The sequence below is a fragment of the Sphingomonas guangdongensis genome (genome assembly GCF_900199185.1).
GTDB lineage: Bacteria > Pseudomonadota > Alphaproteobacteria > Sphingomonadales > Sphingomonadaceae > Sphingomonas > Sphingomonas guangdongensis.
This window is the reverse complement of sequence record NZ_OBMI01000002.1, coordinates 214,164-238,858: the sequence shown is the minus strand read 5'-3', so window position 1 is coordinate 238,858 and position 24,695 is coordinate 214,164. Positions and strand designations below refer to the sequence as shown.

22 protein-coding genes are annotated in these 24,695 nt (G+C 70.0%); 17 read left to right on the top strand and 5 right to left on the bottom strand.

Annotation, left to right across the window (positions count from 1 at the left end; genetic code table 11):
• Positions 1–30 precede the first annotated feature (30 nt).
• From gspG to gspD, 5 genes are read left to right on the top strand one after another with little or no spacing between them, the layout of a single operon-like run.
• Positions 31–492, top strand: coding sequence for a type II secretion system major pseudopilin GspG (gene gspG, locus CRO12_RS08200; protein WP_097064242.1), 462 nt, complete (start codon positions 31–33; stop codon positions 490–492).
• A 38-nt stretch (positions 493–530) separates the two neighbouring features.
• Positions 531–962 (top strand): prepilin-type N-terminal cleavage/methylation domain-containing protein, encoded by a 432-nt coding sequence (locus CRO12_RS08195; RefSeq protein WP_097063579.1) that lies wholly within the window; start codon positions 531–533, stop codon positions 960–962.
• Positions 959–1,312, top strand: a complete 354-nt coding sequence (gene gspI / locus CRO12_RS08190) for a type II secretion system minor pseudopilin GspI (protein ID WP_097063578.1) — start codon at positions 959–961, stop codon at positions 1,310–1,312. The genes CRO12_RS08195 and gspI overlap by 4 nt, the downstream gene beginning before the upstream one ends.
• The gene (locus CRO12_RS08185) at positions 1,309–2,097 is read left to right on the top strand and encodes a type II secretion system protein N (RefSeq protein WP_245858334.1); all 789 of its coding nucleotides are present in this window, start codon (positions 1,309–1,311) and stop codon (positions 2,095–2,097) included. Before gspI ends, CRO12_RS08185 begins: the two co-directional genes overlap by 4 nt.
• 11 nt (positions 2,098–2,108) lie before the next feature.
• The gene (gene gspD, locus CRO12_RS08180) at positions 2,109–4,178 is read left to right on the top strand and encodes a type II secretion system secretin GspD (RefSeq protein ID WP_245858332.1); all 2,070 of its coding nucleotides are present in this window, start codon (positions 2,109–2,111) and stop codon (positions 4,176–4,178) included.
• Positions 4,179–4,326: 148 nt separating this feature from the next.
• Here the strand turns inward: gspD and CRO12_RS17955 are convergent, their stop codons facing one another.
• Both CRO12_RS17955 and CRO12_RS08170 read right to left on the bottom strand, forming a co-directional pair.
• Entirely contained in the window at positions 4,327–5,007 is a 681-nt protein-coding gene (locus tag CRO12_RS17955; RefSeq protein WP_179640930.1) for a hypothetical protein, read from the bottom strand.
• A complete protein-coding gene (locus CRO12_RS08170; protein WP_097063577.1) occupies positions 5,004–5,477 on the bottom strand; it encodes a hypothetical protein in 474 nt (157 codons plus the stop codon). The genes CRO12_RS17955 and CRO12_RS08170 overlap by 4 nt, the downstream gene beginning before the upstream one ends.
• Positions 5,478–5,621: 144 nt before the next feature.
• On the opposite strand from CRO12_RS08170, the gene CRO12_RS08165 reads away from it, so the two are divergent.
• The gene (locus CRO12_RS08165; RefSeq protein ID WP_097063576.1) at positions 5,622–8,036 is read left to right on the top strand and encodes an alkaline phosphatase PhoX; all 2,415 of its coding nucleotides are present in this window, start codon (positions 5,622–5,624) and stop codon (positions 8,034–8,036) included.
• A 172-nt stretch (positions 8,037–8,208) separates the two neighbouring features.
• Positions 8,209–10,659 carry a PhoX family protein gene (locus tag CRO12_RS08160; RefSeq protein ID WP_097063575.1) on the top strand — a complete coding sequence of 817 codons (2,451 nt, stop codon included), beginning with the start codon at positions 8,209–8,211 and terminating at the stop codon, positions 10,657–10,659.
• Between the two features lie 138 nt (positions 10,660–10,797).
• On the opposite strand, the gene CRO12_RS08155 is transcribed toward CRO12_RS08160, so the two are convergent.
• Complete coding sequence (locus CRO12_RS08155) at positions 10,798–11,019, bottom strand: hypothetical protein (RefSeq protein WP_097063574.1); 222 nt, start codon at positions 11,017–11,019, stop codon at positions 10,798–10,800.
• Positions 11,020–11,106: 87 nt separating this feature from the next.
• Between CRO12_RS08155 and CRO12_RS08150 the strand changes: the two genes are divergently transcribed.
• Positions 11,107–11,832, top strand: coding sequence for a hypothetical protein (locus CRO12_RS08150; RefSeq protein ID WP_097063573.1), 726 nt, complete (start codon positions 11,107–11,109; stop codon positions 11,830–11,832).
• Positions 11,833–12,016: 184 nt separating this feature from the next.
• Positions 12,017–13,042 (top strand): glycosyltransferase family 2 protein, encoded by a 1,026-nt coding sequence (locus CRO12_RS08145; protein WP_097063572.1) that lies wholly within the window; start codon positions 12,017–12,019, stop codon positions 13,040–13,042.
• A 39-nt stretch (positions 13,043–13,081) separates the two neighbouring features.
• On the opposite strand, the gene CRO12_RS08140 is transcribed toward CRO12_RS08145, so the two are convergent.
• Positions 13,082–13,372, bottom strand: a complete 291-nt coding sequence (locus CRO12_RS08140) for a hypothetical protein (protein WP_097063571.1) — start codon at positions 13,370–13,372, stop codon at positions 13,082–13,084.
• A 235-nt stretch (positions 13,373–13,607) separates the two neighbouring features.
• On the opposite strand from CRO12_RS08140, the gene crcB reads away from it, so the two are divergent.
• From crcB to CRO12_RS08110, 7 genes are all read left to right on the top strand, one after another.
• A complete protein-coding gene (crcB, locus tag CRO12_RS08135; protein WP_097063570.1) occupies positions 13,608–13,982 on the top strand; it encodes a fluoride efflux transporter CrcB in 375 nt (124 codons plus the stop codon).
• Entirely contained in the window at positions 13,979–15,208 is a 1,230-nt protein-coding gene (locus tag CRO12_RS08130) for an RluA family pseudouridine synthase (RefSeq protein WP_097063569.1), read from the top strand. The genes crcB and CRO12_RS08130 overlap by 4 nt, the downstream gene beginning before the upstream one ends.
• 6 nt (positions 15,209–15,214) lie before the next feature.
• Positions 15,215–15,814, top strand: coding sequence for an FMN-binding negative transcriptional regulator (locus CRO12_RS08125; protein WP_097063568.1), 600 nt, complete (start codon positions 15,215–15,217; stop codon positions 15,812–15,814).
• Positions 15,805–16,269, top strand: a complete 465-nt coding sequence (locus CRO12_RS08120) for a hypothetical protein (protein ID WP_097063567.1) — start codon at positions 15,805–15,807, stop codon at positions 16,267–16,269. Before CRO12_RS08125 ends, CRO12_RS08120 begins: the two co-directional genes overlap by 10 nt.
• A 198-nt stretch (positions 16,270–16,467) precedes the next feature.
• Positions 16,468–16,758, top strand: coding sequence for a hypothetical protein (locus CRO12_RS17710; RefSeq protein WP_144033568.1), 291 nt, complete (start codon positions 16,468–16,470; stop codon positions 16,756–16,758).
• A 274-nt stretch (positions 16,759–17,032) separates the two neighbouring features.
• Positions 17,033–17,926, top strand: a complete 894-nt coding sequence (locus tag CRO12_RS08115; protein WP_097063566.1) for an ABC transporter ATP-binding protein — start codon at positions 17,033–17,035, stop codon at positions 17,924–17,926.
• Positions 17,927–17,937: 11 nt separating this feature from the next.
• The gene (locus CRO12_RS08110) at positions 17,938–21,522 is read left to right on the top strand and encodes an ABC transporter permease/M1 family aminopeptidase (protein ID WP_097063565.1); all 3,585 of its coding nucleotides are present in this window, start codon (positions 17,938–17,940) and stop codon (positions 21,520–21,522) included.
• A 580-nt stretch (positions 21,523–22,102) separates the two neighbouring features.
• Here CRO12_RS08110 and CRO12_RS08105 read toward each other — a convergent pair.
• Positions 22,103–23,731: an FAD-dependent oxidoreductase gene (locus tag CRO12_RS08105; protein ID WP_097063564.1), complete on the bottom strand. Its 1,629-nt coding sequence runs from the start codon at positions 23,729–23,731 to the stop codon at positions 22,103–22,105.
• Positions 23,732–23,850: 119 nt separating this feature from the next.
• Between CRO12_RS08105 and yghU the strand changes: the two genes are divergently transcribed.
• The gene (gene yghU, locus CRO12_RS08100; RefSeq protein WP_097064239.1) at positions 23,851–24,693 is read left to right on the top strand and encodes a glutathione-dependent disulfide-bond oxidoreductase; all 843 of its coding nucleotides are present in this window, start codon (positions 23,851–23,853) and stop codon (positions 24,691–24,693) included.
• Positions 24,694–24,695 lie beyond the last annotated feature (2 nt).

Sequence of the window (24,695 nt, the reverse complement as noted above, 5' to 3'; positions counted from 1 at the left end):
ATGCGCAAGGTTTTCCGACAGTTTCATGACATGGTGGCAGCGCGGAGGTTGCGCCGCAAGGCCGGCGACGCGCTGGCGCACGATGCCGGGGTCACGCTGGTCGAGATGATCGTGGTGCTGGTGATCATCGCGGTGGTCGCCGGCATGGTGGTCAGCAGCGGCATCCTCAACCGGCCCGACCAGGCGCGGGTGACTGCCGCCAATGCCAGCCTGCAGACGATCGGCTCCGCGCTCAAGATGTACCGGCTCGACAACGGCGCCTACCCGACCACGGCGCAGGGGCTGAAGGCGCTGGTCGACAAGCCGACCCAGACGCCGCTGCCGTCGAACTGGAACCCGGAGGGCTATCTGCCGCAGATGCCGGTCGATCCCTGGGGCAACCCCTATGTCTACGCCGCGCCCGCACCCGGCGGCTTTGCGCTGAAGTCGCTCGGCAAGGATGGGCAGGAGGGCGGCGAGGGGCTGGACGCGGACCTGACGGCCGGGCGGTGAGGCACCCCCGCTCCGTTCGCAGTTGTGCGGATTTGGGCATGACGCTGGTCGAGATGCTGGTGGTGCTCGCGATCATCGGGGTGGCCGCCGGGGTGGTGACGCTCGGGATCGGCGCCGCGACCCGCGCGCCCTCCGTTGAGAGCGAAGCGCGCCGTTTCGCCCAGCGACTGGAGGCGGCGGCGGACGATGCGATGCTCGGCGACCGCATGGTCGCGCTCACCACCGATCAGAGCGGCTACGGCTTCGTCAAGGTCGCAGCCGACGGCACGGTGCCGCAGGGCACCCCCAAGCTCGACTACCACCGACTGCCCGGCGGCATCGCCATGGCGCTAGACCAGACGCCGCCGCTCGTGCTCGGCCTCGACGGCGTTTCGCGTCCGCTGGTCGCGACGCTGGCGAACGGGGAACAGCGCTGGACGGTCCGCTACGACGGCCTGTCCGCCACGGTCGCCCGCTCGACCGCCTCGTGAAGTCCGACGGCTTCTCGCTGATCGAGGCGCTGGTCGCGCTCGCAATCCTCGCCATCGCGACTGTGGGGCTGATCGGCGCGGTCGAGCAGCATATCGATTCGACGCGCGGGCTGGAGCGTCGTACGGCGGCGATGTGGGTGGCGGAGAACCGGCTGGCGGAGCTGGCGATCGGTGCTCCGGGGGGTGAACTGGTGACGATGCTCGACACCAACTGGCAGGTGCGCACCACGCGCAGCGGCACCGACGATCCGGAGATCGCGCGGGTCCGCATCGACGTGACCGCGCAAGGGGAGCAGGCGCCACTCGCCAGCCTCGACGGCTTCGTGGACCAGCCGAGCACGCGGCGGTGAGGCTCGCGCCGTTCGCCCTGACGCCGTACCGGATGGCGCGCGCGCTCGACGTGCTGACCGCGCTGGTCGTCGCGTCCGTGGCGGTCGCGCTCGCCCACCTGACCTGGCGGCTGGCGGGTCACGCCGATACCGGCGCGATCACCGTGCCGCCGGTCGCGCGGCCAGTGCCGGTGACCGACGTCGGCCCGGCCATCGCACTCGCGCCGTTCGGCCGCGCGGGCGCCAACGGCGAGGGCGCGCCCGCCACCACGCTGCAGGTCGCGCTCAAGGGGATCGTCTTTGCCCGGCCCGAGAGCCTGTCGATCGCCTATATCTCGGCCGGAGCGGAGGCGCCCAAGCCGTACCGCGTCGGCGAGGCGGTGAGCGGCGCCACCGTGCAGGCGATCCAGGTCAACCGCGTCCTGCTGCTGAACGGCGGCCGGACCGAGGCACTCGCCTTCCCCGATCCGTTCGCCACCGCCGGTCAGCCCGCGCCGATCGCGGGCACCGCCGCGGTTCCGGCAACGCCGCCACCGGTCAGCGCCGCGCCCGCGACCGCTGCCGGCAATCCGGCCGCGCTCCTCAACCGGCTTGATGCGCAGCCGGTCGACGGTGGCTACCGCATCGGGGAGAACGCGCCGCCGGGCCTGCGCGCCGGCGACGTCGTCTCCCAGGTGAACGGCCAGGCGCTCACCTCCCCCGACGCCGCGCGCGACGCCTTTGCCAAGGCGCAGGCGAGCGGCAGTGCCCAGATCACGATCATGCGCGACGGAAGGCCCGTGACGCTGACCGTTCCGACCCAATAGGACTGTTCCCCGTGGCTCACCCGATTCGCCTTTCCCTGTGTGCGCTGGCGCTGGCCGGCGCACCGCTCGGCGGCCAGACGCCGCCGCCGAACCCGGCGGACATCGTCGTCAACATGCGCGGAATCGAGATCGCCGATGTCGCCGACCAGATCAGCCGCCTGACCGGCCGCACCCTGATCCTCGATCCCGCGGTCAAGGGCCAGGTGACCGTCACCTCCGCAGAGCCCCTGTCGCAGGCGGGGGTATGGGAGCTGTTCCAGTCGGTGCTGCGCGCCAACGGCTTCGCGGCGGTCCGCTCCGGCCGGGCGTGGCGGATCGTGCCGCAGGCAAATGCGGTGCGCGACGGCGGCGTGCCGGTTCGCGGCGCGGGTGGGCAGCAGCTCGTCACCCGGCTGATCCGGCTGTCGAACGTGCCCGCCGCGGATGCCGCGCGGATCGTCCGCCCGCTGGTCGCGACCTTCGGCTCGGTCGAGCCGGTGACGGCACCCAACGGCATCGTCGTCACCGATTATGCCGACAACGTCCGCCGCATCGAATCGCTCGCGCGAAGCCTGGACGGCGGCGGCGGATCGACCTTCACCACCATTGTCCTGCGTAACGGCAACGCCGCGGAAGTGGCGGCCGCGCTCCAGGCGGTGCTCGGCGACGCGAGCGGTGCGCGGGTCGCGGGTGACCCGCGCAGCAACTCGGTGATCGTCCGCGGCTCGCCCGCTGCGGTCGCGGAGGCGCGGCGCATGGCGCAGGCGCTGGACGCGCCGGGCGGCGCCACCCCCGTCACCCGCGTGTTCCGCCTGAACTATGCGGACGCGGAAAGCGTGACGGACGTGCTCCGCGGCATCCTGGGGCAGGAGAGCGGTGTGTCCAACCCCGTCGCGCGCAGCCTGTCCGCGCGCGGCACCGGGGGCCTCGCAAACGCGACCAATCCGACCAGCGCGCTGTCCGGGCTGATCGCCAGCAACGCCGCCGCCTCGTCCAGTGCGCTGAACTCCTCCACCGCTTCGACCAGCAACGGCGCGGTCACGGGCGGAATCGGCACGGTGCAGGGCCAGACGGAAGCGACCCCGCAGGGCTTCTCGACGCCCGAGCTGACGGTGCAGCCGGCGCCGGACATCAACGCCATCGTCGCGCGCGGCACCCCGACCGCGGTCGCCAGCATCGAGCGGCTGATCCCCGACCTCGACGTCCGCCGCCCGCAGGTGCTGATCGAGGCGGCGATCGCCGAGATCACCGGCGACGATGCGGAGCAGCTCGCGGTCCAGATCGGCACGGCCGGCGCCGTGCTCAACCAGGCGGAGGGCGTCGCCACCTCGTTCGGCAGCCTGCCGGGCATCGCCTCGCTCGGCCAGATCCTCAGCGTCCTGGCGGTCCCCGCCGCCGGGCTGATCGGCGAGGGCCTTTCCGCCAACGTCGCGTTCGGCAACGACTTCTCCGTGCTGGTCCGCGCGCTTAGCATATCGACCAAGGCGAACCTGCTCTCGACGCCGCAGCTTACCACGCTCGACAACAAGATCGGCGAGTTCGTCGCGGCACAGAATGTGCCTTTCGTCACCGGATCGATCCTGACCGGCAACGGCACCGCCAATCCCTACACCACCGTGGAGCGGCGCGACGTCGGCCTGACGCTCCGCGTCTTGCCCCGGATCAATGCCGGCGACACGATCCGGCTGGAGATTGCGCAGGAGGCGTCGTCGATCGCGCAGACCCAGCTGTCGACCGCGGCCGACATCATCACCAATCGGCGGGCGGTGAACACCACGGTGCTCGCCGACAACGGCCAGACGATCGTGCTGGGCGGGCTGATCACCGACGATCGTCAGCAGACCAGGAGCCAAGTGCCGATCCTGGGTGACATCCCGATCCTGGGCGAGGCGTTCAAGTCGCGGCGTGAGTCGCGCACCAAGCGGACGCTGTTCATCTTCCTCAAGCCGACCATCCTGCGTGACGGCGCCGCAGCGAGCACCGCCGCCGACCAGCGCTACGCCCGCCTCCGCGGCGACGAGGCGGCGCTGCGCGCCAAGGGTAGCCTCCTCCTCAACCCGCCCCAGCCGCGGCTCACTCTCGAGATCGATGGGATCTACTGAGGCGAGAAGAAGGTCTGGTTGAGAGAAGGCACTGAGGCGCGAAGTGGAGAACTAAGCGCCGCAGGCTGTAGCCCTTTCTTCGATGAAGGCTTCGCGCCAAGACTTACCCTCTTTGTGCCTTCGCCCCTTCCCTGAACCAACCTCCCTCTCACTCTCCCGCTGGCAGCGGCACGCGCGCGCGCTGGCCGCCGCGGGTGAAGAAGGCGGCGTCGATCGCGAGCGACTCGAGCGTCCAGCCGTCCACCCCTTCGCCGATCGCCAGCGTGCGGGTGGCGCCGTCGCCCGCGCGGACCATCGCCACTGCGTCCTGCCCGATCCGCCCGACCACGCCGACCAGCTCGGGCGCGTCCGACGGCGGCTCACCCCCCGTCTCGTCAGCCTCGCCCGCGAACAGCGCCCGGGCGTGGACGCGGCTGAGCGTCGGGCCGCTGACCGGCCGGGCGGACGCGACCGCCGCCGCGTCGAGCCTAACCGCGCGCCCGTCACCCGTCATGCTCCACCGCACGGACCGGACTCCGCGCCGCTCCAGCCCGTCGGCGAGCGCCAGCACCGCCTGCTGCGATCCCGACAGGCGCAGCTGTAGCCGCCCGGCCACGACCTCCGCCCGCTCGACCAGCACCCCGGACCGGCCCGCCTCGGCACGGACACGTCGCGCCAAGTCGGGCGTAGCGACCGGCGCCGCGGGCACGCTCCCCAGCGCGGCGGCGAGCCGTGCCTCCGCGGCCAGGGCCTGCTGCCGGCGGTCGAGGGCTGCGTGCACCGCTGGCAGGAGCGCCAGCGCCGCCGCCGATCCGATCGCCGCGCCCTTGATCGCCGCGCCCGAGATCACGGCCGCTCCTCCAGCGTGACCAGCAGCCCGCCCGGGCCGCCCTGCTGCCCGGCATCGCGCAGCGCGGCGGTCGCACCCTCCCGGCGGAGCGCCGCGCGCAGCCGGTCGGGATCGGCGGTCATCACCTCGACGCGGAGCCGTCCGTCACCCTGCCGCGCCACCCGCCGCAGCCGCGCCTCCGCCGGCAGTGCGCGCGCGAGCGCCTCCAGCGTGGCGCCGATTCCCGGCCGCGCGAGCACGCGGGCCAGCCGCTGCTGCTCTGCCGCGCGCGCCAGCCCGCCCGCCTCGGCGCGGGCGCGTGCGGCGGTACGGTCCTCCTGCGCGATCGCGGCGAGCGTTGCCCCCGCAACGACGCCCGCGGGAACCAGCGCGATGGCGGCGGCGATGGCAGCGCCGACCCGCCAGTCGCCGCCGCGCAGCCGCGTGGCGAGGCGCTCGACCAGGCTGGCGGCGGGGGGCGGCGGCGTCATGCCGGGCGCGCTTAGCCGGGCCGCTCGCTGCCCGCAAACGGCCCCAATCGTCCGCCACGTGCCCGGGGGTGGCAAAGCCGGTCGCGTGCGCTAGGGACGGCGTGGCCGCGCAGCCCTGTGACGCTTGCACCTTCGAGGACCGACATGACCGACTCCCCCGTTCCCGGCGCAGTTCCCGGTATTGCCGACCTGATCGCCCAGCGCTACTCGCGCCGCGACGCGCTGCGCGGATCGGCGACCGCCGCCACGCTGCTCGTCGGCGGATCGCTGCTGGCGGCCTGCAGCGGAAGTGACGACGATACCGACACGGGCAATCCGCCGCCGACCGTGACCGCAACCGCCGCGCCGGGCACGGTGACCGCCGGCACACGCGTCACCCTCACCGCAACGGCGACCGACGACGGCTCGGTCGCATCAACCAGCTGGGTCCAGGTGAGCGGCGCCGCTGCGCAGCTCTCCGCCACCACCGGGCTCACCACCAGCTTCGTCGCGCCGGCGGTCGGCAGCAGCAACACACTGGTGTTCCGCTTCACCGCCACGGACAATGCCGGGGCGACCGCGTCCGCCGACGTCAACGTCACGGTGAACACCGCTGCGCTCAACTTCACGGCCGTCGCCAAGAACCGCAACGACCTGGTGACCGTGCCCGCGGGCTACTCGGTCGCAGTGCTCGCCGCGACCGGTGATCCGCTGACCGCGGCGACCCCGGCCTACGCCAACAATGGCAGCGACACGGGCTTCGCCGCACGGATCGGCGATCACGGCGCCAACTTCGCCTACTTCGGCCTGACGCCGTCCGATGCGGGCGTGGACGTGTCGAACAGCACGCGCGGCACGCTGGCGATGAACCATGAGGGGATCACCCCCGCCTACCTCCATCCCGCCGGCCCGACCGCGCCGGGCGGCAGCCGCCCGCTCGCCGAGGTGGTAAAGGAGACGGAGGCGCACGGCGTCAGCGTGGTGGAGGTCGCGGCCGCGACGACCGGCTGGGGCCGCGTTCAGGCGAGCCCGCTCAATCGCCGCGTGACGCCCTCGACCGCGATGGTGCTGCGCGGCCCGGTCAGCGGCAACGCGCTGCTCCAGACCGCCTTCTCGCCCGCCGGCACCGCCGGGCGCGGCACGATCGGCAATGCCGCGCTCGCCCAGACCCCCTACGGCACCGCGCTGTCGGGGGAGGAGCGCTGGGCGCGCTATTTCCGGCGCCCGGCGAGCGACAATGCGCGCCGCTCGGCCAAGGAGCAGCGCGCGCTCGCCCGCTACGGCGTGACCGCCGACGAAGGGCTGTACGGCTGGGCGACGGTGGCCGGCGACGACACGCTGTACCGCCGCTGGGACGCGCAGGCGACCGCCGGCGCCGCCACCGCCGACTTCCGCAACGAACCGAACCAGTTCGGCTGGGTGGTGGAGGTCGATCCGTACAACCCCGCCGCCACCGTGCGGAAGCGCACGGCGCTCGGGCGACTGGCGCACTCCGGTATCGCCCCGTCGATCTTCACCGCGGGCGTCCGCCCGGCGATCTACATGAGCGACGGCGGCGAGAACGAGTACCTCTACAAGTTCGTGTCGCAGACCGCCTGGGCGTCCGCCGACGCGGCCGGCGGTGACCGGATGGCCGCCGGCGACAAGTATCTGGACACCGGCACGCTCTATGTCGCGCGCTTCGCCGCCGACGGCACCGGCACCTGGGTGCCGCTGACCTTCGGGACGAACGGGCTCGATGCCGCCAACGCGACCTACTCGTTCGCCGACCAGGCAGACGTGCTGACCAACGCGCGGATCGCGGGCGACATACTGGCGGCGACGCCAATGGATCGGCCGGCCGGCATGCAGGTGTCACCTGCGACCGGCGACCTTCACGTTGCGCTCGTCGGCAGCAACAGCCGCACCGCCCCCAACGCGCCCAACCCGCGCATCTACACCGATCCCCCCGCTGCGGCGGTCGGCAACCGCAACGGCCACATCCTGCGCCTGCGCGACACCGGATCGCTGCCGGAAGCGACGACCTTCAGCTGGGACATCTACCTGTTCGGCAGCGGGGCGGATCTCGACGCGACCAACGTCAACGTGTCCGCGCTGACCGCCGACAACGATTTCTCCGGCGCGGAATCGCTGCGCTTCGCGCGTCCCTCAAACCCTGCCGGGCTGGGGGCGGCCGTGCTGTTCGTCCAGACCGATGACACGGCCTTCCGCGACGTCACCAACAATCAGCTGCTCGCCGGTCTATCCGGCGCGCTGGGCGATGCCGCGACAACCGCGAACACCCGCACGATCACCAACGCGAACGGCACCAGCCAGGCGACGCGGATCGGTGCCGCCGTTACGGCCGCGCGGCTGAAGCGGTTCCTGGTCGCCCCGAACGAGGCGGCGGTGACCGGCGCGGAAACGACGCCGGACGGCCGCACGCTGTTCGTCAACATACAGCACCCGGGTGAGAACGGGACGGCGGCCGCGCCCAGCAGCAACTGGCCCGCCAACCAGGCGGGCGCCGCCCCCGGTGCCCGGCCGCGATCCGCGACCATCGTCGTCACCCGGAACGATGGCGGCATCATCGCGTTGTAAGTTTTCGTGAACAGGGGTGGTGCGCCACCCCTGTTGTCACGTGTCTGTCACGTTGGTGTAATCGCCCTGCAACGCCGCTGCCACGCGCGCGTAAGAGGTGTCCCCCACTGCAGCCCCCGACGCCGCCTCGCGACTCCGCGGGCGCTCACCAGCTCCTGTGGGGGGATGCACCATGACCGACCTGATTGATTACGGCTATTCCGACGGCGACGTCGATACCAACCGCACGTCCAATCCGCTGCTCAACGACATGATCGAGCAGCGCTACTCGCGTCGCGAGACGCTGCGCGGCGGCGCGTCGGCCGCGGCGATCGCGGTGTTCGGCGGCGGGCTGCTCGCCGCCTGCGACGACAACAGCGTGTCCGACACGCCGCCCGACGTGAGCGTCGCGACCGCGGCGGCGACGACGGCGGGCAACGTCGTGACGATCACCGGCCGGGCCAACGACGATGCGGGCGCGATCAGCTCCAGCGCGTTCACGCAGGTGAGCGGGCCGACGCTGACGCTCAACACCAGCGGCACCACCACCAGCTTCATCGCGCCGGCCGTCGCCACGTCGAGCACCGCGGTGCTCCGCTTCTCTGCGACCGACAGCCGCGGCCAGACCGCGACGACCGAAACCAGCGTCACGCTCAATCCCGCGACACTCAGCTTCACGGCCGTTCCCAAGAACCGCAACGACGTCGTGACGGTGCCAGCCGGCTACACCGCCACCGTGCTCTACCGGCTGGGCGATCCGCTGACGGCCGCGACTCCGGCGTACCGCAACGACGGCACCGACACCGACTTCGCCAACCGCGCCGGCGACCACCACGACGGCATGCATTACTTCGGGCTGGCCGCGACCGGCACCGCGCGTGACCCGAACAGCAGCACCCGCGGCCTGCTGGTCATGAACCACGAGAACATCACCCAGGCCTATCTCCACCCGACCGGCCCGACCTCCGGCACGCGGCCGGAAGGTGAGGCGCTGAAGGAGATCGAGGCGCACGGCGTTTCCGTCGTTGAGGTCAGCCGCGCGAGCGCGACCGGCGCCTGGACCTACAACCAGGCGAGCACGCTTAACCGCCGCATTACGCCCAACACGCCGACGGTCATCAACGGTCCGGTGCGCGGCACGGCCTTTGTCCGCACCGCCTACTCGCCCGCCGGCACCGACGGCCGCGGCACCATCAACAACTGCGCCAACGGCTATACGCCGTGGGGCACGATGCTGACCTGCGAAGAGAACTGGGCCGGTTACTTCCGCCGCCCGACGGCGACCGACAACCCGCGCCGCACGGCGAAGGAAGTCACCGCGCTCACCCGCTACGGCGTCAGCAGCGGCACAGGCAGCTACGGCTGGTCGACGGTCACGCCGTCGAACCCCGCCAACACCGTGTTTCGCAAGTGGGACGCGCAGGCGACCGGTGCGGATGCCACCGCCGACTATCGCAACGAGCCCAACCAGTACGGCTGGGTGGTCGAGTTCGATCCCTATGACCCGACCCGCGCGCCCCGCAAGCGCACTGCGCTCGGGCGCATGAACCACGAGGGCGCGTGGCCGGGCGTGTTCGTCGCCGGCCGCCGCCCCGCCTGGTACATGGGCGACGACGCGGTCAACGAGTACCTCTACAAGTTCGTGTCGAACACCGCCTGGGTTGAGGCGGACGCGGCGGCAACCGATCGTCTGGCGATCGGCGACAAGTATCTCGACGCCGGCACGCTCTACGTCGCGAAGTTCAACGCCGACGGCTCCGGCACCTGGGTGCCGCTGGTGTTCGGTCAGAACGGGATCACCTCGACCAGCACGGTCTACCCCTTCGCCGACCAGGCGGACGTGCTGACCCACGCGCGGCTCGCGGCGGATGTTGTTGGCGCGACCCGCATGGATCGCCCCGAGTGGACCGCGGTGAACCCGGTCACCGGCGAGATGTACCTGACGCTCACCAACAACTCGACGCGCACCCCCGCTAACACCGACGCCGCCAACCCGCGCGCCTACCTCGATCCGCCCTCGACCTCGGTCAGCAACCGCAACGGCCACATCCTGCGCCTGCGCGAAACCGGGGACACCACGGAGGCGCTGGCGTTCCGCTGGGACAATTTCGCGTTCGGCGCGGGGTCGGATCTAGATGCGGCCAACATCAACATCTCGGGTCTGACCGCCGACAACGACTTCTCCAGCCCGGACGGCCTGTGGTTCGGCCGCACCACCAACCCCAGCGGCCAGATCACACCGCTGCTTTGGATCCAGACGGACGACGGCGCCTTCACCGACGTCACCAACAACCAGATGCTCGTTGCGCTGCCGGGTCAGACCGGCGACGGCAGCGTCCGGACGGTGACCAACCGGACGGCGGCGGGCGCGACCACCACTCAGGCGACCCCGATGGGCAAGCTGCTGGGCACCGCGCTCAAGCGCTTCCTGGTCGGCCCGCGCGAGTGCGAGATCACCGGCATCGACACGACGCCGGACGGCCGCACGCTGTTCGTCAACATTCAGCACCCCGGTGAGAACGGCGACCCGTCGAACATCACCAGCAACTGGCCCGCGAGCCAGACGGGTGCGGCGACGGGCTCCCGCCCGCGCTCGGCGACGGTGGTGATCACCCGCACCGACGGCGGCATCATCGGCATGTGATAAGGGGGCGGCTCACTGGCCGCCCTCGCGACCCCGGCCTTTGGCCGGGGTCCACTCATCGGTTCGCTGCGCACTACGCCATCGGCGCGACGCTCGCTGCCGCATGGCGCCCGGAACAGGTCCGGGGCGCCGTCTAGCTCACAGGATCCCGCCGCCGAGCGACAGCCGCAGGATCGCGACCACCAGCAGCACCAGGTTGAGGTTCCGCCCGGTGTTGCGGCTCGACACCATGCCGAGCACCAGCCCCACCAGCGTGATGGGGACCGCGAGCCAGTTCAGCGCGCCGAGCAGCGGGAACACGCCGGGCAGGATGAACACCAGCGACGACAGGCCGATCAGGACCGAGAGGACGTTCAGCATGACGCCGAATATGGGTCCGCGGCGGTGTCATGGCAAGATAAGACGGCTGCTCACCCGTCCTTAACCGCGGCGCGGCATAGCCGCCGGATGTTCCGACGCGCCCTCCCGGTCCTCCTGCTGCTGACCGCCTGCTCGGCCGATGCGCCGCAGACGGCGGCAGTCGATCCGCTGGACGAGGATCTGGCCGCGGCCGGCAGGCGCGACAGCGGTGATCCGCTGCTGATGAGCGTGCTCGGCGATCCGCTGATGACCGATCCGCAATTGAGCACGCGCGCCAACGCCAACAGCGTCCGCCCGCCCGGCCAGCCCTATGGCGCACCGCTGCCGGCAGTGGCGCTCGGCCGCATCGAGGCGGGCGAGCCCGCTGCCGCCGCACCGGCGCCCTCACCCTGCACCGACTGCCGCGCCGCGACCCAGGCGCTTACCCTCGCTGCGCTCGCGGCCGAACAGCGCGATCCGGCGCTGTCGGCCTGCGTCGCGCAGTGGCGCTACACGGCGCGCTGGGCGGTGCGCCTGCCGGCCGACCTGCCCCTGCCCGCGGACGCACGCGTGATCGAGGCGGCGGGCGCCGCCGGCCCGGTCTGCAGCACCCGCGCGGTCAGCTATGTCGCGCTCCGGCCGCTCGCCCGCGTGATCGACGCCGCCTACGCGCGCAGCACGGCGGCAGGTTACCGCGTCGAACACCAGAGCGACGGCACCCGACACATTCTCCGTGGCACCCGCACACGCGACGGCGGCGCCTTCCTGCTGGTCGCAAGCGCGCGCGACGACGACACGGCCGACGTCACGCTGCTGGCAAACAACGGACGCTGACTCCGGCGCTTAGCTGCTTGGAGTGCAATGATTTTTCGATCCTTATCGGACCGGATTGGTACGGTAACGGCCATGCGCCCGCTTGCGCTCGCGACCCCGCAAGATCAAAGTTCTCTTTGGAACGACGGCCCGTTACCCGTCGCGCAGCAAGCTGGGCGGTTGTCCGCACGGGAGCGAGGCGTAGGTGCAGGCAGCCGATCCAGCTTCAGCCCCGGCTATCCCTGTTGGCCTTACCCCTCCGGTCGTCAGCGTCATCATTCCCGTGTACAACAGCACTCGGACGCTGCCCGACGCTATCGCGGCAGTGATGGCGCAGACCTATCGCGACTGGGAGCTGATCGTCGTCGACGACGCCTCCCGCGACGATGTCGCGGGCGCGCTCGCCCGGGCGGGCAGCGACCCGCGCATCCGGCTGATCCGCCACGCCGCCAATGCCGGCGCCAGCGCGGCGCGGAACTCCGGGATCGCGGCGGCGCGTGCCCGATTCGTCGCGTTCCTCGACGCCGATGATGGCTGGCATCCGACCAAGCTGGAACGGCAGGTCGCAGCCGTGCTGACGCGGTCTGATCCGGATCTTGTGTTCTGCGTGACCCGGTCGATCGTCAACCTTACACCGGATCGTTTCATTCTCTGCCCACACCGCCCCAAGCGGTCGGGCGAGCGCATGGACGAATACATCTTCGTCCATGCCGGCTTCTGCCAGACCAGCTCCTTCCTGGTTTCACGGGCGATCGCCGGCGCTGTCGGCTTTCGCGAACTGCCGCTCGGCGAGGACCACCTCTTCGCGATCGACGCCTGCAACGCTGGCGCGGAGTATCTGATGATCGACTCGCCGCTGTCGATCTACAATGACGACGCTCGCCCCGGCCGATTGAGCAACGACCACTCGCTCGAGCGCGGCTACGCCTTCATGGCGGGTGCGCGCGACGTGCTCTCGCCCAAGTCGCTGCTGGCCTACGAGGCGCGAAACCTCGGTGTGCCTCTCCTGCGGGATCGGCCGCTCGCGGGCATCGGCACGATCGTCCGGGCTGTTTCGGTCGGCGCGCTGCCGCTTCGCTACGCCGCCACCCTCCTCACACGCGCGATGCTTCCGGCGCGACTGTACGCCGCGGTCCGCGCCCGCCTGCTCGGTCACCTGCCATCGCGCGGTTGGCCGAGCTTCTCGCTGGCCGAAGAACCAGGGTCGAAGGTCGCCAACCCGGCAGAGTGATGCCCGCTGGCATGCGCCGTCTGTCCGAGTAGACTATTGTTATAGTCCGGCCTGAGCGCAGAGCGCGTACAAGCGGCGCACTTTGGGATGCTCGGCACCAAGCCTGGCAGCAGCGCGACCCTTGTTCGCACAGCCGGCGCGAGCTTCGGCGTCGACGTTCCGCGCCGACTGCTTGCTGCGTGGCTGGGTCTTCAGGTTAGCGTTGACGCCGACGGTGCCGGCGAAGGAACCAGCCGAGGAAAGGCTGTCGGACGCCATGCTTCCATAATCCTGCGTCATCGTGGCGACTGCCAGCAGCAGCGTCGAGCCGAAAGCCAAACCGGAAAACATCAGGTTCCCTCCTCACAGTACCGCCGCTAACCGGCTCGACGCACTGGATAATTCTTGCAACCGTTACTCCGCGAATGGCGCAGCAAGCGGGTCAAGGCGGTGCAGGTGCTTGCAATCTCGCTGCCCGGCAGGGCGCCGGGCGGCAGTGACACAGGCGGCGGCGGACAGGATGTGAGGTTGGGTCGCACCGGCCCACCGCTTCCCACACCTGCGCATCCGCGCTACCGCGGCGGTCATGGGCAACCTTCTTCTCGTGATGACCGGTGGGGCCGCGGGGGCGGGCGCGCGGCATCTGGTCGGACGCTGGACGCTGCAGGCGCTCGGCCCCGGCTATCCGTGGGGCACACTGACGGTGAACCTGGCCGGCGGGCTGCTGATGGGGCTGCTGGTCGGCACACTCGCCCGCGCCGGCGGTGGTGAGGGCGTGCGCCTGCTGCTCGGCGTCGGGGTGCTCGGCGGCTTCACGACCTTTTCCGCATTCAGCCTGGACGTCGTGCAGATGATCGAACGTGGGGCGCTCGCCACTGCGCTCGGCTACGTCGCCGCCTCGGTGATCGGCGCAATCGCGGCGCTGGCCGCCGGGCTCGCGCTCACTCGGGGGCTCGCATGAGCGACGTGCGCCAGTTCACCGTCGATGCGGACGACGACGACATTCGCCTCGACCGCTGGTTCAGGCGCCACTTGCCCGATGTCAGCTTCAACACCGTGTCGCGCTGGGCGCGCACCGGGCAGCTCCGCGTCGACGGCGCGCGCGCGGCGCCGGGCGATCGCCTGCGCGCCGGTCAGCAGCTCCGCGTGCCCCCCGACGAGCCGAAACCGGCCGCGAGCGCGCGCCCGAAGCGCGAGCGTCCGCCGGTCAGCGCGGAGCAGGCGGCGTTCGCGCAGGAGATCGTGATCCACCGCGATCCGCACGCCATCGTCATCAACAAGCCGCCGGGCCTCGCCACCCAGGGCGGGACCAAGACCATCGAGCACGTCGATGGCCTCCTCGACGCGCTGCAGTTCGACGCGGAGGGGCGGCCCAAGCTCGTCCATCGGCTCGACAAGGATACCAGCGGCGCGCTGCTGATCGCGCGCTCGGCTCGCGCCGCCGCCTTCTTCGCCAAGAGCTTCTCCGGCCGCACCGCACGAAAGGTCTACTGGGCGCTGGTCGCGGGCGTCCCCGACATCGAAGACGGGCTGATCGACCTGCCGATCGCCAAGCAACCGGGCACCGGCGGCGAGAAGATGCACGTCAGCGAGCATGAGGGTCAGCCCTCGCGCTCCCGCTACCGTGTGCTGGAGCGTGCCGGCAACCGCGCCGCCTGGGTCGAGCTCCAGCCGCTCACGGGGCGCACCCATCAGCTGCGCGTCCACATGGCGGCGATCGGCCACCCGATCGTCGGCGATGGCAAGTACGGCGGCGCGGACGCGTTCCTGACCGGCGGGGTCAGCCGCAAGATGCACCTCCACGCGCGGCGCATCCGCATCGATGCGCCGGACGGCGGGCGGGTCGACGTGACCGCGGAGCTGCCGCAGCACTTCGCCGAGAGCATGGCCCTGCTCGGCTTCGATCTCGCGCGTGGCGACCGGCCCCTCTCTGACGAGGGCCCCGCCCCCACCCGCGCCGAGGAGAAGGCCAAGGCCAAGGCGCATGCCAAGACGGTCCGCAAGGACCGCAAGGGTGAGCGCCGCGCCCGTGGCAGCGAGGATGCGAAGCCCAGGCCCGCCGCCAAGCCACGGGGGCCCGCTGCCAAGCCCCGCACGAGCGCGGCGAAGTCGCCTGCGACGGCCGCCAAGCCCCGCGCGCCGGCGCGGCCGCGGGGACCCGCGACGCCCCGCGCGCCCAAGCGGTAGCCGGCGATGCATCCCGACCGTCGCTTCCACTGGGACGATCGCGACGCCATCCGCCGCTTCGTCGCGGACGTCAGTTTCGGCACCCTGTTCGCGGGCACGCCCGATGGCCCGCGCGTCGTCCACCTGCCCGTGGTGTGGGAGAATGACGAGACACTGACCCTGCACGTCGCGCGCGGCAACGCGATCACGCGCCACCTGGACGACGCCACGGGGTTGTTCGTCGTCAACGGTCCTGACGGATATGTATCACCCAGCTGGTACGGACTCGGGCCGGACGAGGTACCTACCTGGAACTACGTCGCGGCGGAGCTGGAGGGGCAGGTCAGCCGCATGGACCGCGACGCGCTGGCGGCGCAGGTGCGGTTGCTGACGTCCGTCCACGAGGATCGGCTGCCGGGTGAGAGCTGGACGCCCGACAAGATGGACGCGAACCGGTGGGAGCGGATGCTCGACGCGATCGTCGGCTTTCGACTCCGCGTCCAGGCGTGGCGCGGCACCGTCAAGGTCAACCAGAACAAGCCAGCCGCTGCCCGCCTCCGCGCCGCCGACGGCAGCGCCGCCGCCGGGCGCACCGCGATCGCGGCGATGATGCGCGCGTGGCGGTGAGGGTCGCGGCGCTCGCCGCCGTGCTGCTGCTCGCCGGCTGCGGCGACCAGAAGGAGGATCATGCCTGGCTGATCGACGTGGCGGCGTCCCCCAGCCGGCGCATCGTCGCGCGGCTGTGGTGTCCGGAGCTGTGCGACGTGCCGGGCAAGACCGTGCTGACGCTCAGTCCCGCCGACCGTGCCGTTCCCGTCCGGCGCAGCAAGGTGGAGGGCTTTCCCGATATTGGCGAGATTCCGGTGCGCGACATCGCCGCCACCTTCCACACTCGGCACGTGCTCGTGCCCAACTTTCCCCGGCGAGGCGAGGATGAGGGACTGGCGTGGATCGATCCCGCGACGCTCGTCATCAGCGCACCGTGCCTGTCGAACGGTGACCTGCACCCGGTCGGCGGCAGTTTCTTCTACGGCCCCGTCACCGTCCGCTACCGCGACACCGCCCGGGGCCGCTGCCGGTGACGCGCCTCGCGCTGTTCGACTACGACGGCACGCTCGCCAAATCGGCCGCCAACATCTGCCGCGCGGTGGAGATCGCGTTGTCGGGGCCTACCGCTGCGTTTTCCGGATCATGATGGCAGCGATCACGGACGGGTGTGCTCTTGTCGGCACATACCAGAGGTGCCGCGTTTGAGTTCCCAACTGTCAGGAGTTGTTTTGGTGAGATTGGTGATGCTTGCGGTAGTGGTCGCCGCCACGCCGGTGCAGGCGCAGACGACCGGTGCGCTCGACATGGGCCAGCTTACGGGCACGCTCTCGATGGACGCCGTTACGCAGGCCGAGGCTCGACGCGCAAAAGGCGGCCGTCCATTCGGCGCTCCTGCGATAAATCCGGCGACACGCGCGCGGTTGCAGGCGTCGTGCCGTCAGATGCGCCGACGCGGTGACGCTGGCACCGGCCTAGCCGACTATCGACGTTTCGACGCCATGTGCAGGCGTTACGGCTACTGACCAGAGAAATGAGTGACGCGCCCGGTCTGGACAGCGGAACATATCATATGGGTACCGGCGACTTCGAGATGGCGTCGCTGGTCCTGAGCGAACCGGCTGCCAAGGCCCGGTTGCAGTCAGCCATGTTCGTCTGATCAATCCGGAAGCTGCCATCCGTTCAGCGGGCTGAGCACGCGCGCTGAAGCTGTGCTCGAGAGGTCCAGGGTTGCCTGAATCTGCTTTCCAACCGGCCAAGGTGTATTACACTGGTGATACTCATGGGGGAGAATCACCGGTGCTGGAACTGACCTCGGTCACGCATGTCTACGGCAATGGCACCCGCGCGCTCGACAGTGTGAGCCTCAGCGTGCCGAAGGGCATGTTCGGCCTGCTCGGCCCGAACGGCGCGGGCAAGTCTACGCTGATGCGGACCGTCGCCACGCTGCAAACCCCGACGTCGGGCAGCATCCGGTTCGGCGACGTCGACGTGATCGCCCAGCCGGAGGCGCTCCGCGCGCGGCTCGGCTACCTGCCCCAGGATTTCGGCGTCTACCCGCGTGTGTCCGCCTACGACATGCTCGATCACATGGCCGTGCTGAAGGGCGTCGCCTCGGCGCGCGAGCGCAAGGAGACGGTTGAGACGCTGCTCAATCAGGTCAACCTGTGGACCGTCCGCAGAAAGGCGATCGCCGGCTTTTCCGGCGGCATGCGTCAGCGCTTCGGGATCGCTCAGGCGCTGATCGGCAACCCCGACCTCATCATCGTCGACGAACCGACCGCCGGGCTCGACCCGGAGGAGCGCAACCGCTTCCTCAACCTGCTGGCGGAGATCGGCGAGAACGTCGTCATCATCCTGTCGACCCACATCGTCGAGGATGTCGCCGACCTCTGCCCGCGCATGGCGGTGCTGGCGGGCGGGCGCATCCAGCTGGAGGGCGCGCCGCTCGACCTGATCGCGCGGGCGCGCGGAACGGTGTGGGCGCGGACGATCGACCGCGACGCGCTGGACGCGTACCGCGCCCGCTACGAGGTGATCTCGACCCGGCTGTTCGCCGGCCGGACCATCGTCCACATCCTGTCGGACGGCGATCCCGGCGACCGCTTCGCCGCCGTCGAGGGCGGGCTGGAGGATGTCTACTTCTCCACCCTCGCCCACTCGCGCCGCGCCCCCGCCGCTCACGCCGCCTGAGGGGGACGCCCATGTTCGGCAAGATCGCGGGCTTCGAGCTTCGCTACCAGCTGCGCAACCCGGTGTTCTGGGTCGTCGCGATCCTGTTCTTCCTGCTGACCTTCGGGTCAGTGACGGTGGAGCAGATCCAGATCGGCAGCGGCGGCAACATCCACAAGAACTCGCCCGTCGCAATCATCCAGACGCACCTGATCCTGTCGATCTTCTTCATGTTTGTCACGACGGCTTTCGTCGCAAACGTGATCGTCCGGGACGATGAGAGCGGGTTCGGGCCGATGGTCCGCTCTACCCGGGTGACCAAGTTCGACTATCTCCTCGCGCGGTTCCTGGGCGCGTTTCTCGCCTCCGCGATCGCGTTTCTCGCGGTGCCGCTCGCGATCCTGGTCGGGTCGGCGATGCCGTGGATCGACGCGGAGACACTCGGGCCGACCAACTGGGGCGCCCTCGCCTACGCCTACACTGTCCTGTCGCTGCCCAATCTGTTCCTGACGGCGTGCATCTTCTTCGCGGTCGCGACGATGACGCGGTCGATGATGTATAGCTATCTCGGCGTCGTCGTCTTCCTGGTCGCGTACATCGTGCTCAACACGATTATGCGGTCTAAGCCGGAGTTGCGCGAGTTGGCCGGCTATCTCGAACCGTTCGGGATCGCTTCCGTCACCAACGTCACCCGCTACTGGACCGCGAGCGAGTCGAACACGACCGTGCCCGCGATCACCGGCGCGCTGCTCGCCAATCGCGCGATCTGGGTGGGCGTCAGCCTTCTTGCCCTCTTACTCGCTTACGCTCGCTTCACCTTCTCAGAGCGCGGCGCCTCAAAGCGACGTTTGCGCAAGCAGGCGAAGGCGGAGGCTAAGCTCGCCGCGACGCCGCCGCTCGTTGTCGATCGCCTGCCCGATCCGCGCCAGGGTGCCGCCGCCTGGGCGCGTTTCTCCGCGCGCTGCCGGTTCGAGATGCGGCTGGTGTTCAAGAGCCCGGCGTTCATCGTCCTGCTGGTGGTCGGCCTGTTCAACACGGTCGGCGGGCTGCTGTTCGCGAACGAGATCTATGGCACGCCCGCGCGCCCGCTCACCTTTGCGCTGATCCAGACGCTCCAGGGCACGTTCGGGCTGATCCCGATCATCATCGCGATCTACTATTCGGGCGAGCTCGTCTGGCGCGACCGCGAACGGCGCATGCACGAGATCGTCGATGCGACCGCGCTGCCGAACTGGGCGTACATGCTGCCCAAGGCGCTGGCGGTCACCGGCGTCCTGTTCGCGACCCTGTCGGTTGCGGTGCTCACCGCGATCATCATTCAGCTCGCGCGCGGCCATGGTGCGGTGGAGCTCGGCCAGTACCTCGCCTGGTACCTGCTGCCGTCCGGCGTCGACATGGCGATCCTCGCCATCCTGGCGGTGTTCGTTCAGGCGCTCAGCCCCAACAAGTACGTCGGCTGGGGGATCATGGTGATCTACCTGGTCGCCACCATCACGCTCACCAACATGGGGTTCGAACACCCGCTGTATAATTATGGCGCGACTGGATCGCAGCGCTTCTCCGACATGAACGGTGCGCAGATCGGCGAGGCGCTCGGCTGGTGGCTGCGGCTCTACTGGGGTGCGATCGCGGTCGCGCTCGCGGTGCTTGCGCACCTGCTCTGGCGGCGCGGTACGGAGACGCGGCTGGTGCCGCGGCTGCGCCGACTGCCGCGCCGGCTGGCGGGCATGCCGGGTGCGATCCTCGCGGCTGCCCTCGTCGTCGCAGGCGCGACCGGTGGCTGGCTGTTCTGGAACATGAACGTGCTGAATGACTATCGCACCAGCGAAGACCGTGAAGCGCAGCTCGCCCGGTTCGAGCGAAAGTATCTGAAGTACGAGCGCGTGCTCCAGCCCTCGATCACCGACATCCGGATGAACGTCGCGCTGTTCCCGGCAGAGCGCCGTGCGGAGACTCGGGGCGCCTACCGCTTCGTCAACGACACCGGCGCGCCGCTCTCCGACCTCCACGTCCGCCTGACCGACCCGCTCACCCGCATCGACGCGATCACGGTCCCGGGCGCGCGCGTCGCGATGGACGATGCGGACATGAAGTACCGCATCTACCGCTTCGAACGGCCGCTCGCCCCCGGCGCGGTCGGCACACTGACCTTTGCCACCACGCGCCACCAGCAGGGCCTGCGCGCAAACGGGGACGACACCTCCGTCGTCGCCAACGGCAGCTTCCTCAACAACGCCAACATTGCCCCGCAGATCGGGATGGACCGATCGGCGCTGCTGACCGACCGAATCAAGCGCCGCAAGTACGGCCTGCCGGCCGAGCTGCGGATGGCCAAGCTGGAGGACACGTCGGCGCAGCGGCGCAACTACGTCGGCAACGCCCCCTGGGTCATGTCCGACATCACGGTGACAACCGATGCCGCCCAGACTCCGATCGCGCCCGGCCGCAAGCTGTCGGACCGAACGGCCAACGGCCGCCGCACGGCGCACTTCAGGTCGAGCGCGCCGATCCTCGCCTTCTTCTCGGTCCAGTCGGCGGCCTATGCGGAGAAGAGCGTCGACGCGCCCGGCGTGCGCCTGTCGGTGTTCTACGATCCGAAGCACGGCTACAACGTCGATCGGATGCTGGGCGCGATGAAGACGTCGCTCGCCTACTTTACCCAGGCGTTCGGTCCCTACCAGTTCGACTATGCGCGGATCATCGAGTTTCCGGGCTACGCCAGCTTCGCGCAGGCGTTCGCCGGCACGATCCCCTATTCGGAGGCGATCGGCTTCATCGCCGACACCAGCGATCCAGACGCGATCGACTATGTCAGCTACGTCACCGCACACGAGCTTGCGCACCAGTACTGGGCGCACCAGCTGATCAGCGCGGACATGCAGGGCGGGACCATGCTGGTCGAATCCATGGCCCAGTACGGTGCGCTAATGGTGATGAAGCACCGCTACGGCGAGGACAAGATCCGCCGCTTCCTCAAGTACGAGCTCGACAACTACCTGCGCTCGCGCGGGAGCGAGCGGATCGAGGAGCTGCCGCTCGACCGGGTCGAGAACCAGCAGTACATCCATTACCGAAAGAGCTCGGTCGTGCTGTACCTGCTCCAGGACCGGCTGGGCGAAGAGCGCGTGAACGCGATGCTCGCGCGGCTGCTCGCCCGCTACCGGTTCAAGGGGGCCCCCTATGCGCGCTCCACCGACCTGGTGAACGGCTATCTCTCGCTCACCCGAACGCCGGCAGAGCGCGAGCTGATTCTCGACCTGCTGTCACGGATCACGCTCTACGACCTGAAATCGACCGCGGCGACCAGCCGCCGGCTCCCGGACGGACGCTGGGAAACGGCGGTGACGGTCACCGCCGACAAGGCCTATGCCGACGGGACCGGCAAGGAACGCCGCGTGCCGCTGTCCGACGAGATCGAGGTTGGCCTGTTCGATGCCCGCCCGGGTCTCGGCGCATTCGCGGCGAAGGATGTGGTGTGGATGGAGCGCCGGCCGGTCCGGTCCGGCACGCAGCAGATCCGCGTACTCTCCACCCGCAAGCCGGCGTTCGCAGGCGTCGATCCGTACAACAAGTACATCGACCGCAACAGTGACGACAATGTCGTGCCGGTCACGTGATCGACCGTGCGGTCGAAATAGTGGGGGTCGGCGTTGCAACGAGACGGCGGGATGTCCCACAATCGCCCTTCGAACAGCACTTCGATCTCTCTTAAGTGGCCGCTCGATCAGCGTGCTGGACGACGCTGCTGTTGCCGGTCCACGACGGATCAGACGTTAACGTGGTTGTTCGACGTGTGCTAGGAGAGCTGCGCAAATCTCAGTGCTGGCTGGCAGCCGCGAGCTGACGTTCCATGGACAGAGGACCGGGCAGCTGCGCCGACCCAGCCATCGGCCATCGGGCGGGCATCGATTCCTGAGCGTCGGCAACACGGAACCCAGCACATGGACCGCGAACGCCGCCTCGGTGTTCACCCGCAGCCACCGGCATGCGCGCTCGGCCGTGTGGCCTCTTTCAACTCTTCAAGCATCAGGGGGCATTCGCGGCCCGGCGAAACGGGGCCGCGGATGCATTCGTCGGGCGATGCCGGCGCGTTCGTGCCGCGGTGTCGCCCGGCTTGTACCGGCTCAGGCCCGATGCCACCGGGGGGTCTGCTCCGACGGGCGGCGGCCTGTCCAACGCGCCGGCAGCGCACATCTGTCAGGGCGCCCGCCCTGCCCCCGCATGGACGTGCGACCAGACGCTCGAGATCACGACCGAGCCCTCGCCGACAGACGAGGCGACACGCTTGACCGATCCGGCGCGGACGTCACCCACCGCGAAGACGCCCGGACACGAGGTCGCATGCGGCGCTGCCGCACCGGCGTCGGCACCGGTCAGCACGAAACCCTTGTCGTCCAGCCGCACCAGATCGGCTAGCCACACCGTGTTCGGGACCGCCCCCACCATCACGAACATCGCGCAGGTGTCGACCACCTCCTCCGCGTCGTCCCGGCGGATCGTCACGGCCTTCAGCCGCTGCTCGCCGTGCACCGCCGTCGCCTGCGCGCCATACTCGATCGTGATCGCCGGATCCGCCTCCAGCCGGCTCGACAGGTAGCTCGACATCGACGCCGCCAGCGAGTTGCCGCGCACCAGCACCCGCACCCGCCGCGCCACCCGGCTGAGGTACATCGCGGCCTGGCCGGCGGAGTTGCCGCCGCCGATGACGATCACCTCGCCCTCGCGGCAGAAGCGCGCCTCGTTCTCGATCGCGGCATAATAGATGCCGGCGCCCTCCAGGTCAGCGAGCCGGTCGATCGCCATGCGGCGATACTGCACGCCCGTCGCGATCACGACCGCGTGGGCACGGACCCGCGTGCCGGTGCTGAAGGTAGCGCAGAAGCTGCCGTCCGCCATTCGCTCCAGCGCATCGACGCGCAGCGGCATGGCAAAGCGCGTGCCGAACTTCATCGCCTGGACCTCGCCGCGCCACACCAGGTCGGCACCCGAAATGCCGGTCGGAAAGCCCATGTAGTTCTCGATACGGCTCGACGTGCCCGCCTGCCCGCCGATCGCGATATCCTCCACGACCAGTGCGCGCAGCCCTTCCGCGCCCGCGTAGACACCCGCCGCGACGCCCGCCGGGCCCGCGCCGACGATCAGCACGTCGACGGTCTCCTCGTCGACCAGGTCGCGGCTGAGCCCCATCAGCCTGGCGATCTTCTCGGGTGTCGGGTCCGTGACCACCATGTCGCGGCCGAACACCACCACCGGGCGCTCCGGGTCCGCCGCGCAGCTCACCGCCACGGCACGCGCCGCCTCGCTGCCGAGCGGGTGCGACGCGCACGGCAGCCGGTTGCGTCCCGCGAACTCCGCGATCCGGCTGATCGTCCGGTCGCCTTCCGCGCCGATCAGCACCAGCGAACTCCGGCCCGACTCCAGGTGCTTGCGATGTCGCGCCGCGAGCACGGTGATGATGATGTCCGACATTTCGGGAACGCGCCCCATCAACGCGAGCATGTCGCCGCGCGGCACCTCGATTACCCGGCTGTCCTGCGCGGCGCGGAACGGCAGCGCCCAGTTGCCACCGGACAGGAAGGAGATCTCGCCCATGAACTGGGTCGGGCCGAGCGTCGAGGGCACCAGCCGCTCGCCGGTGAACACGTCCAGCACCTCGATCTCGCCCGCCACCACATAGATGAAGCGATCGGCCGGATCGCCGGGCGAAACCAGGATCGTGCCCGCCGGATAGGACCGCTCCGTTCCGATCGCTTGGATGGCCGCGACGTGCGCGGCGGCAAGCGGCACCCGCTGCATCTCCACCAGATCGCGGCCGATCGTCTCCATGATGCCCGTCCTCCCCGTCCGACACGCAGGACCGCAGGGCGCGGGCGGTCACTTGCGACGTCAATGGGTGCGACCTACCTCACCGCCCGCAGGCTGAGAAGGACCGGGTGACCACGACCATGACGAACCAAGACTATGTGCCGCCGGCGGTCTGGACCTGGGATCGGGAGAGCGGCGGCCGCTTCGCCAGCATCAACCGACCGATCGCCGGCGCGACGCACGACAAGCCCCTGCCGGTCGGGCGCCATCCGCTGCAGCTCTACTCGCTCGGCACCCCGAACGGCGTCAAAGTGACGATCATGCTTGAGGAGCTGCTGGCCGCGGGGCATGGCGACGCCGAGTATGACGCGTGGCAGATCAACATCGGCGAGGGCGATCAGTTCGGCAGCGGCTTCGTGGAGGTCAATCCGAACTCCAAGATTCCGGCGCTGGTCGATCGCAGCGGGCCGGAGCCGGTCCGCGTCTTCGAATCCGGCGCGATCCTGGTCTACCTCGCCGAGAAGTTCGGCCGCTTCCTGCCGACCGATGGGGCGGCGCGCGCGGAATGTCTGTCCTGGCTGTTCTGGCAGATGGGAAGCGCGCCATTCGTCGGCGGCGGTTTCGGGCACTTCTACGCCTATGCGCCCGAAAAGCTCGAGTATCCGATCAATCGCTACGCGATGGAGACCAAGCGCCAACTCGACGTGCTCGACCGGCGGCTGGCCGAGAGCGCCTATGTCGCGGGTGCCGATTATACGGTTGCCGACATGGCGATCTGGCCCTGGTACGGGCAGCTGGCGCAGGGCGAGCTCTACGGAGCGGCCGAATTTCTGCAGGTTGCGAGCTATGCCCATGTTCAGCGCTGGGCGGCTGAAATCGGCGCGCGCGCTGGGGTCCGGCGCGGGCGCATGGTCAACCGCGTGACGGGCGAACCGTCGGAGCAGCTGCGCGAGCGCCACGACGCCAGCGACTTCGACCGGTAAGC

Excerpts from the sequence above, each read along its gene's own strand:
- gspG (WP_097064242.1), top strand. The coding sequence starts at position 31 with ATGGTGGCAGCGCGGAGGTTGCGCCGCAAGGCCGGCGACGCGCTGGCG.
- CRO12_RS08195 (WP_097063579.1), top strand. The coding sequence starts at position 531 with ATGACGCTGGTCGAGATGCTGGTGGTGCTCGCGATCATCGGGGTGGCC.
- CRO12_RS08170 (WP_097063577.1), bottom strand. The coding sequence starts at position 5,477 with ATGACGCCGCCGCCCCCCGCCGCCAGCCTGGTCGAGCGCCTCGCCACG.
- CRO12_RS08165 (WP_097063576.1), top strand. The coding sequence starts at position 5,622 with ATGACCGACTCCCCCGTTCCCGGCGCAGTTCCCGGTATTGCCGACCTG.
- CRO12_RS08160 (WP_097063575.1), top strand. The coding sequence starts at position 8,209 with ATGACCGACCTGATTGATTACGGCTATTCCGACGGCGACGTCGATACC.
- CRO12_RS08155 (WP_097063574.1), bottom strand. The coding sequence starts at position 11,019 with ATGCTGAACGTCCTCTCGGTCCTGATCGGCCTGTCGTCGCTGGTGTTC.
- CRO12_RS08150 (WP_097063573.1), top strand. The coding sequence starts at position 11,107 with ATGTTCCGACGCGCCCTCCCGGTCCTCCTGCTGCTGACCGCCTGCTCG.
- CRO12_RS08140 (WP_097063571.1), bottom strand. The coding sequence starts at position 13,372 with ATGTTTTCCGGTTTGGCTTTCGGCTCGACGCTGCTGCTGGCAGTCGCC.
- crcB (WP_097063570.1), top strand. The coding sequence starts at position 13,608 with ATGGGCAACCTTCTTCTCGTGATGACCGGTGGGGCCGCGGGGGCGGGC.
- CRO12_RS08130 (WP_097063569.1), top strand. The coding sequence starts at position 13,979 with ATGAGCGACGTGCGCCAGTTCACCGTCGATGCGGACGACGACGACATT.
- CRO12_RS08125 (WP_097063568.1), top strand. The coding sequence starts at position 15,215 with ATGCATCCCGACCGTCGCTTCCACTGGGACGATCGCGACGCCATCCGC.
- CRO12_RS08110 (WP_097063565.1), top strand. The coding sequence starts at position 17,938 with ATGTTCGGCAAGATCGCGGGCTTCGAGCTTCGCTACCAGCTGCGCAAC.
- CRO12_RS08105 (WP_097063564.1), bottom strand. The coding sequence starts at position 23,731 with ATGGAGACGATCGGCCGCGATCTGGTGGAGATGCAGCGGGTGCCGCTT.
- yghU (WP_097064239.1), top strand. The coding sequence starts at position 23,851 with ATGACGAACCAAGACTATGTGCCGCCGGCGGTCTGGACCTGGGATCGG.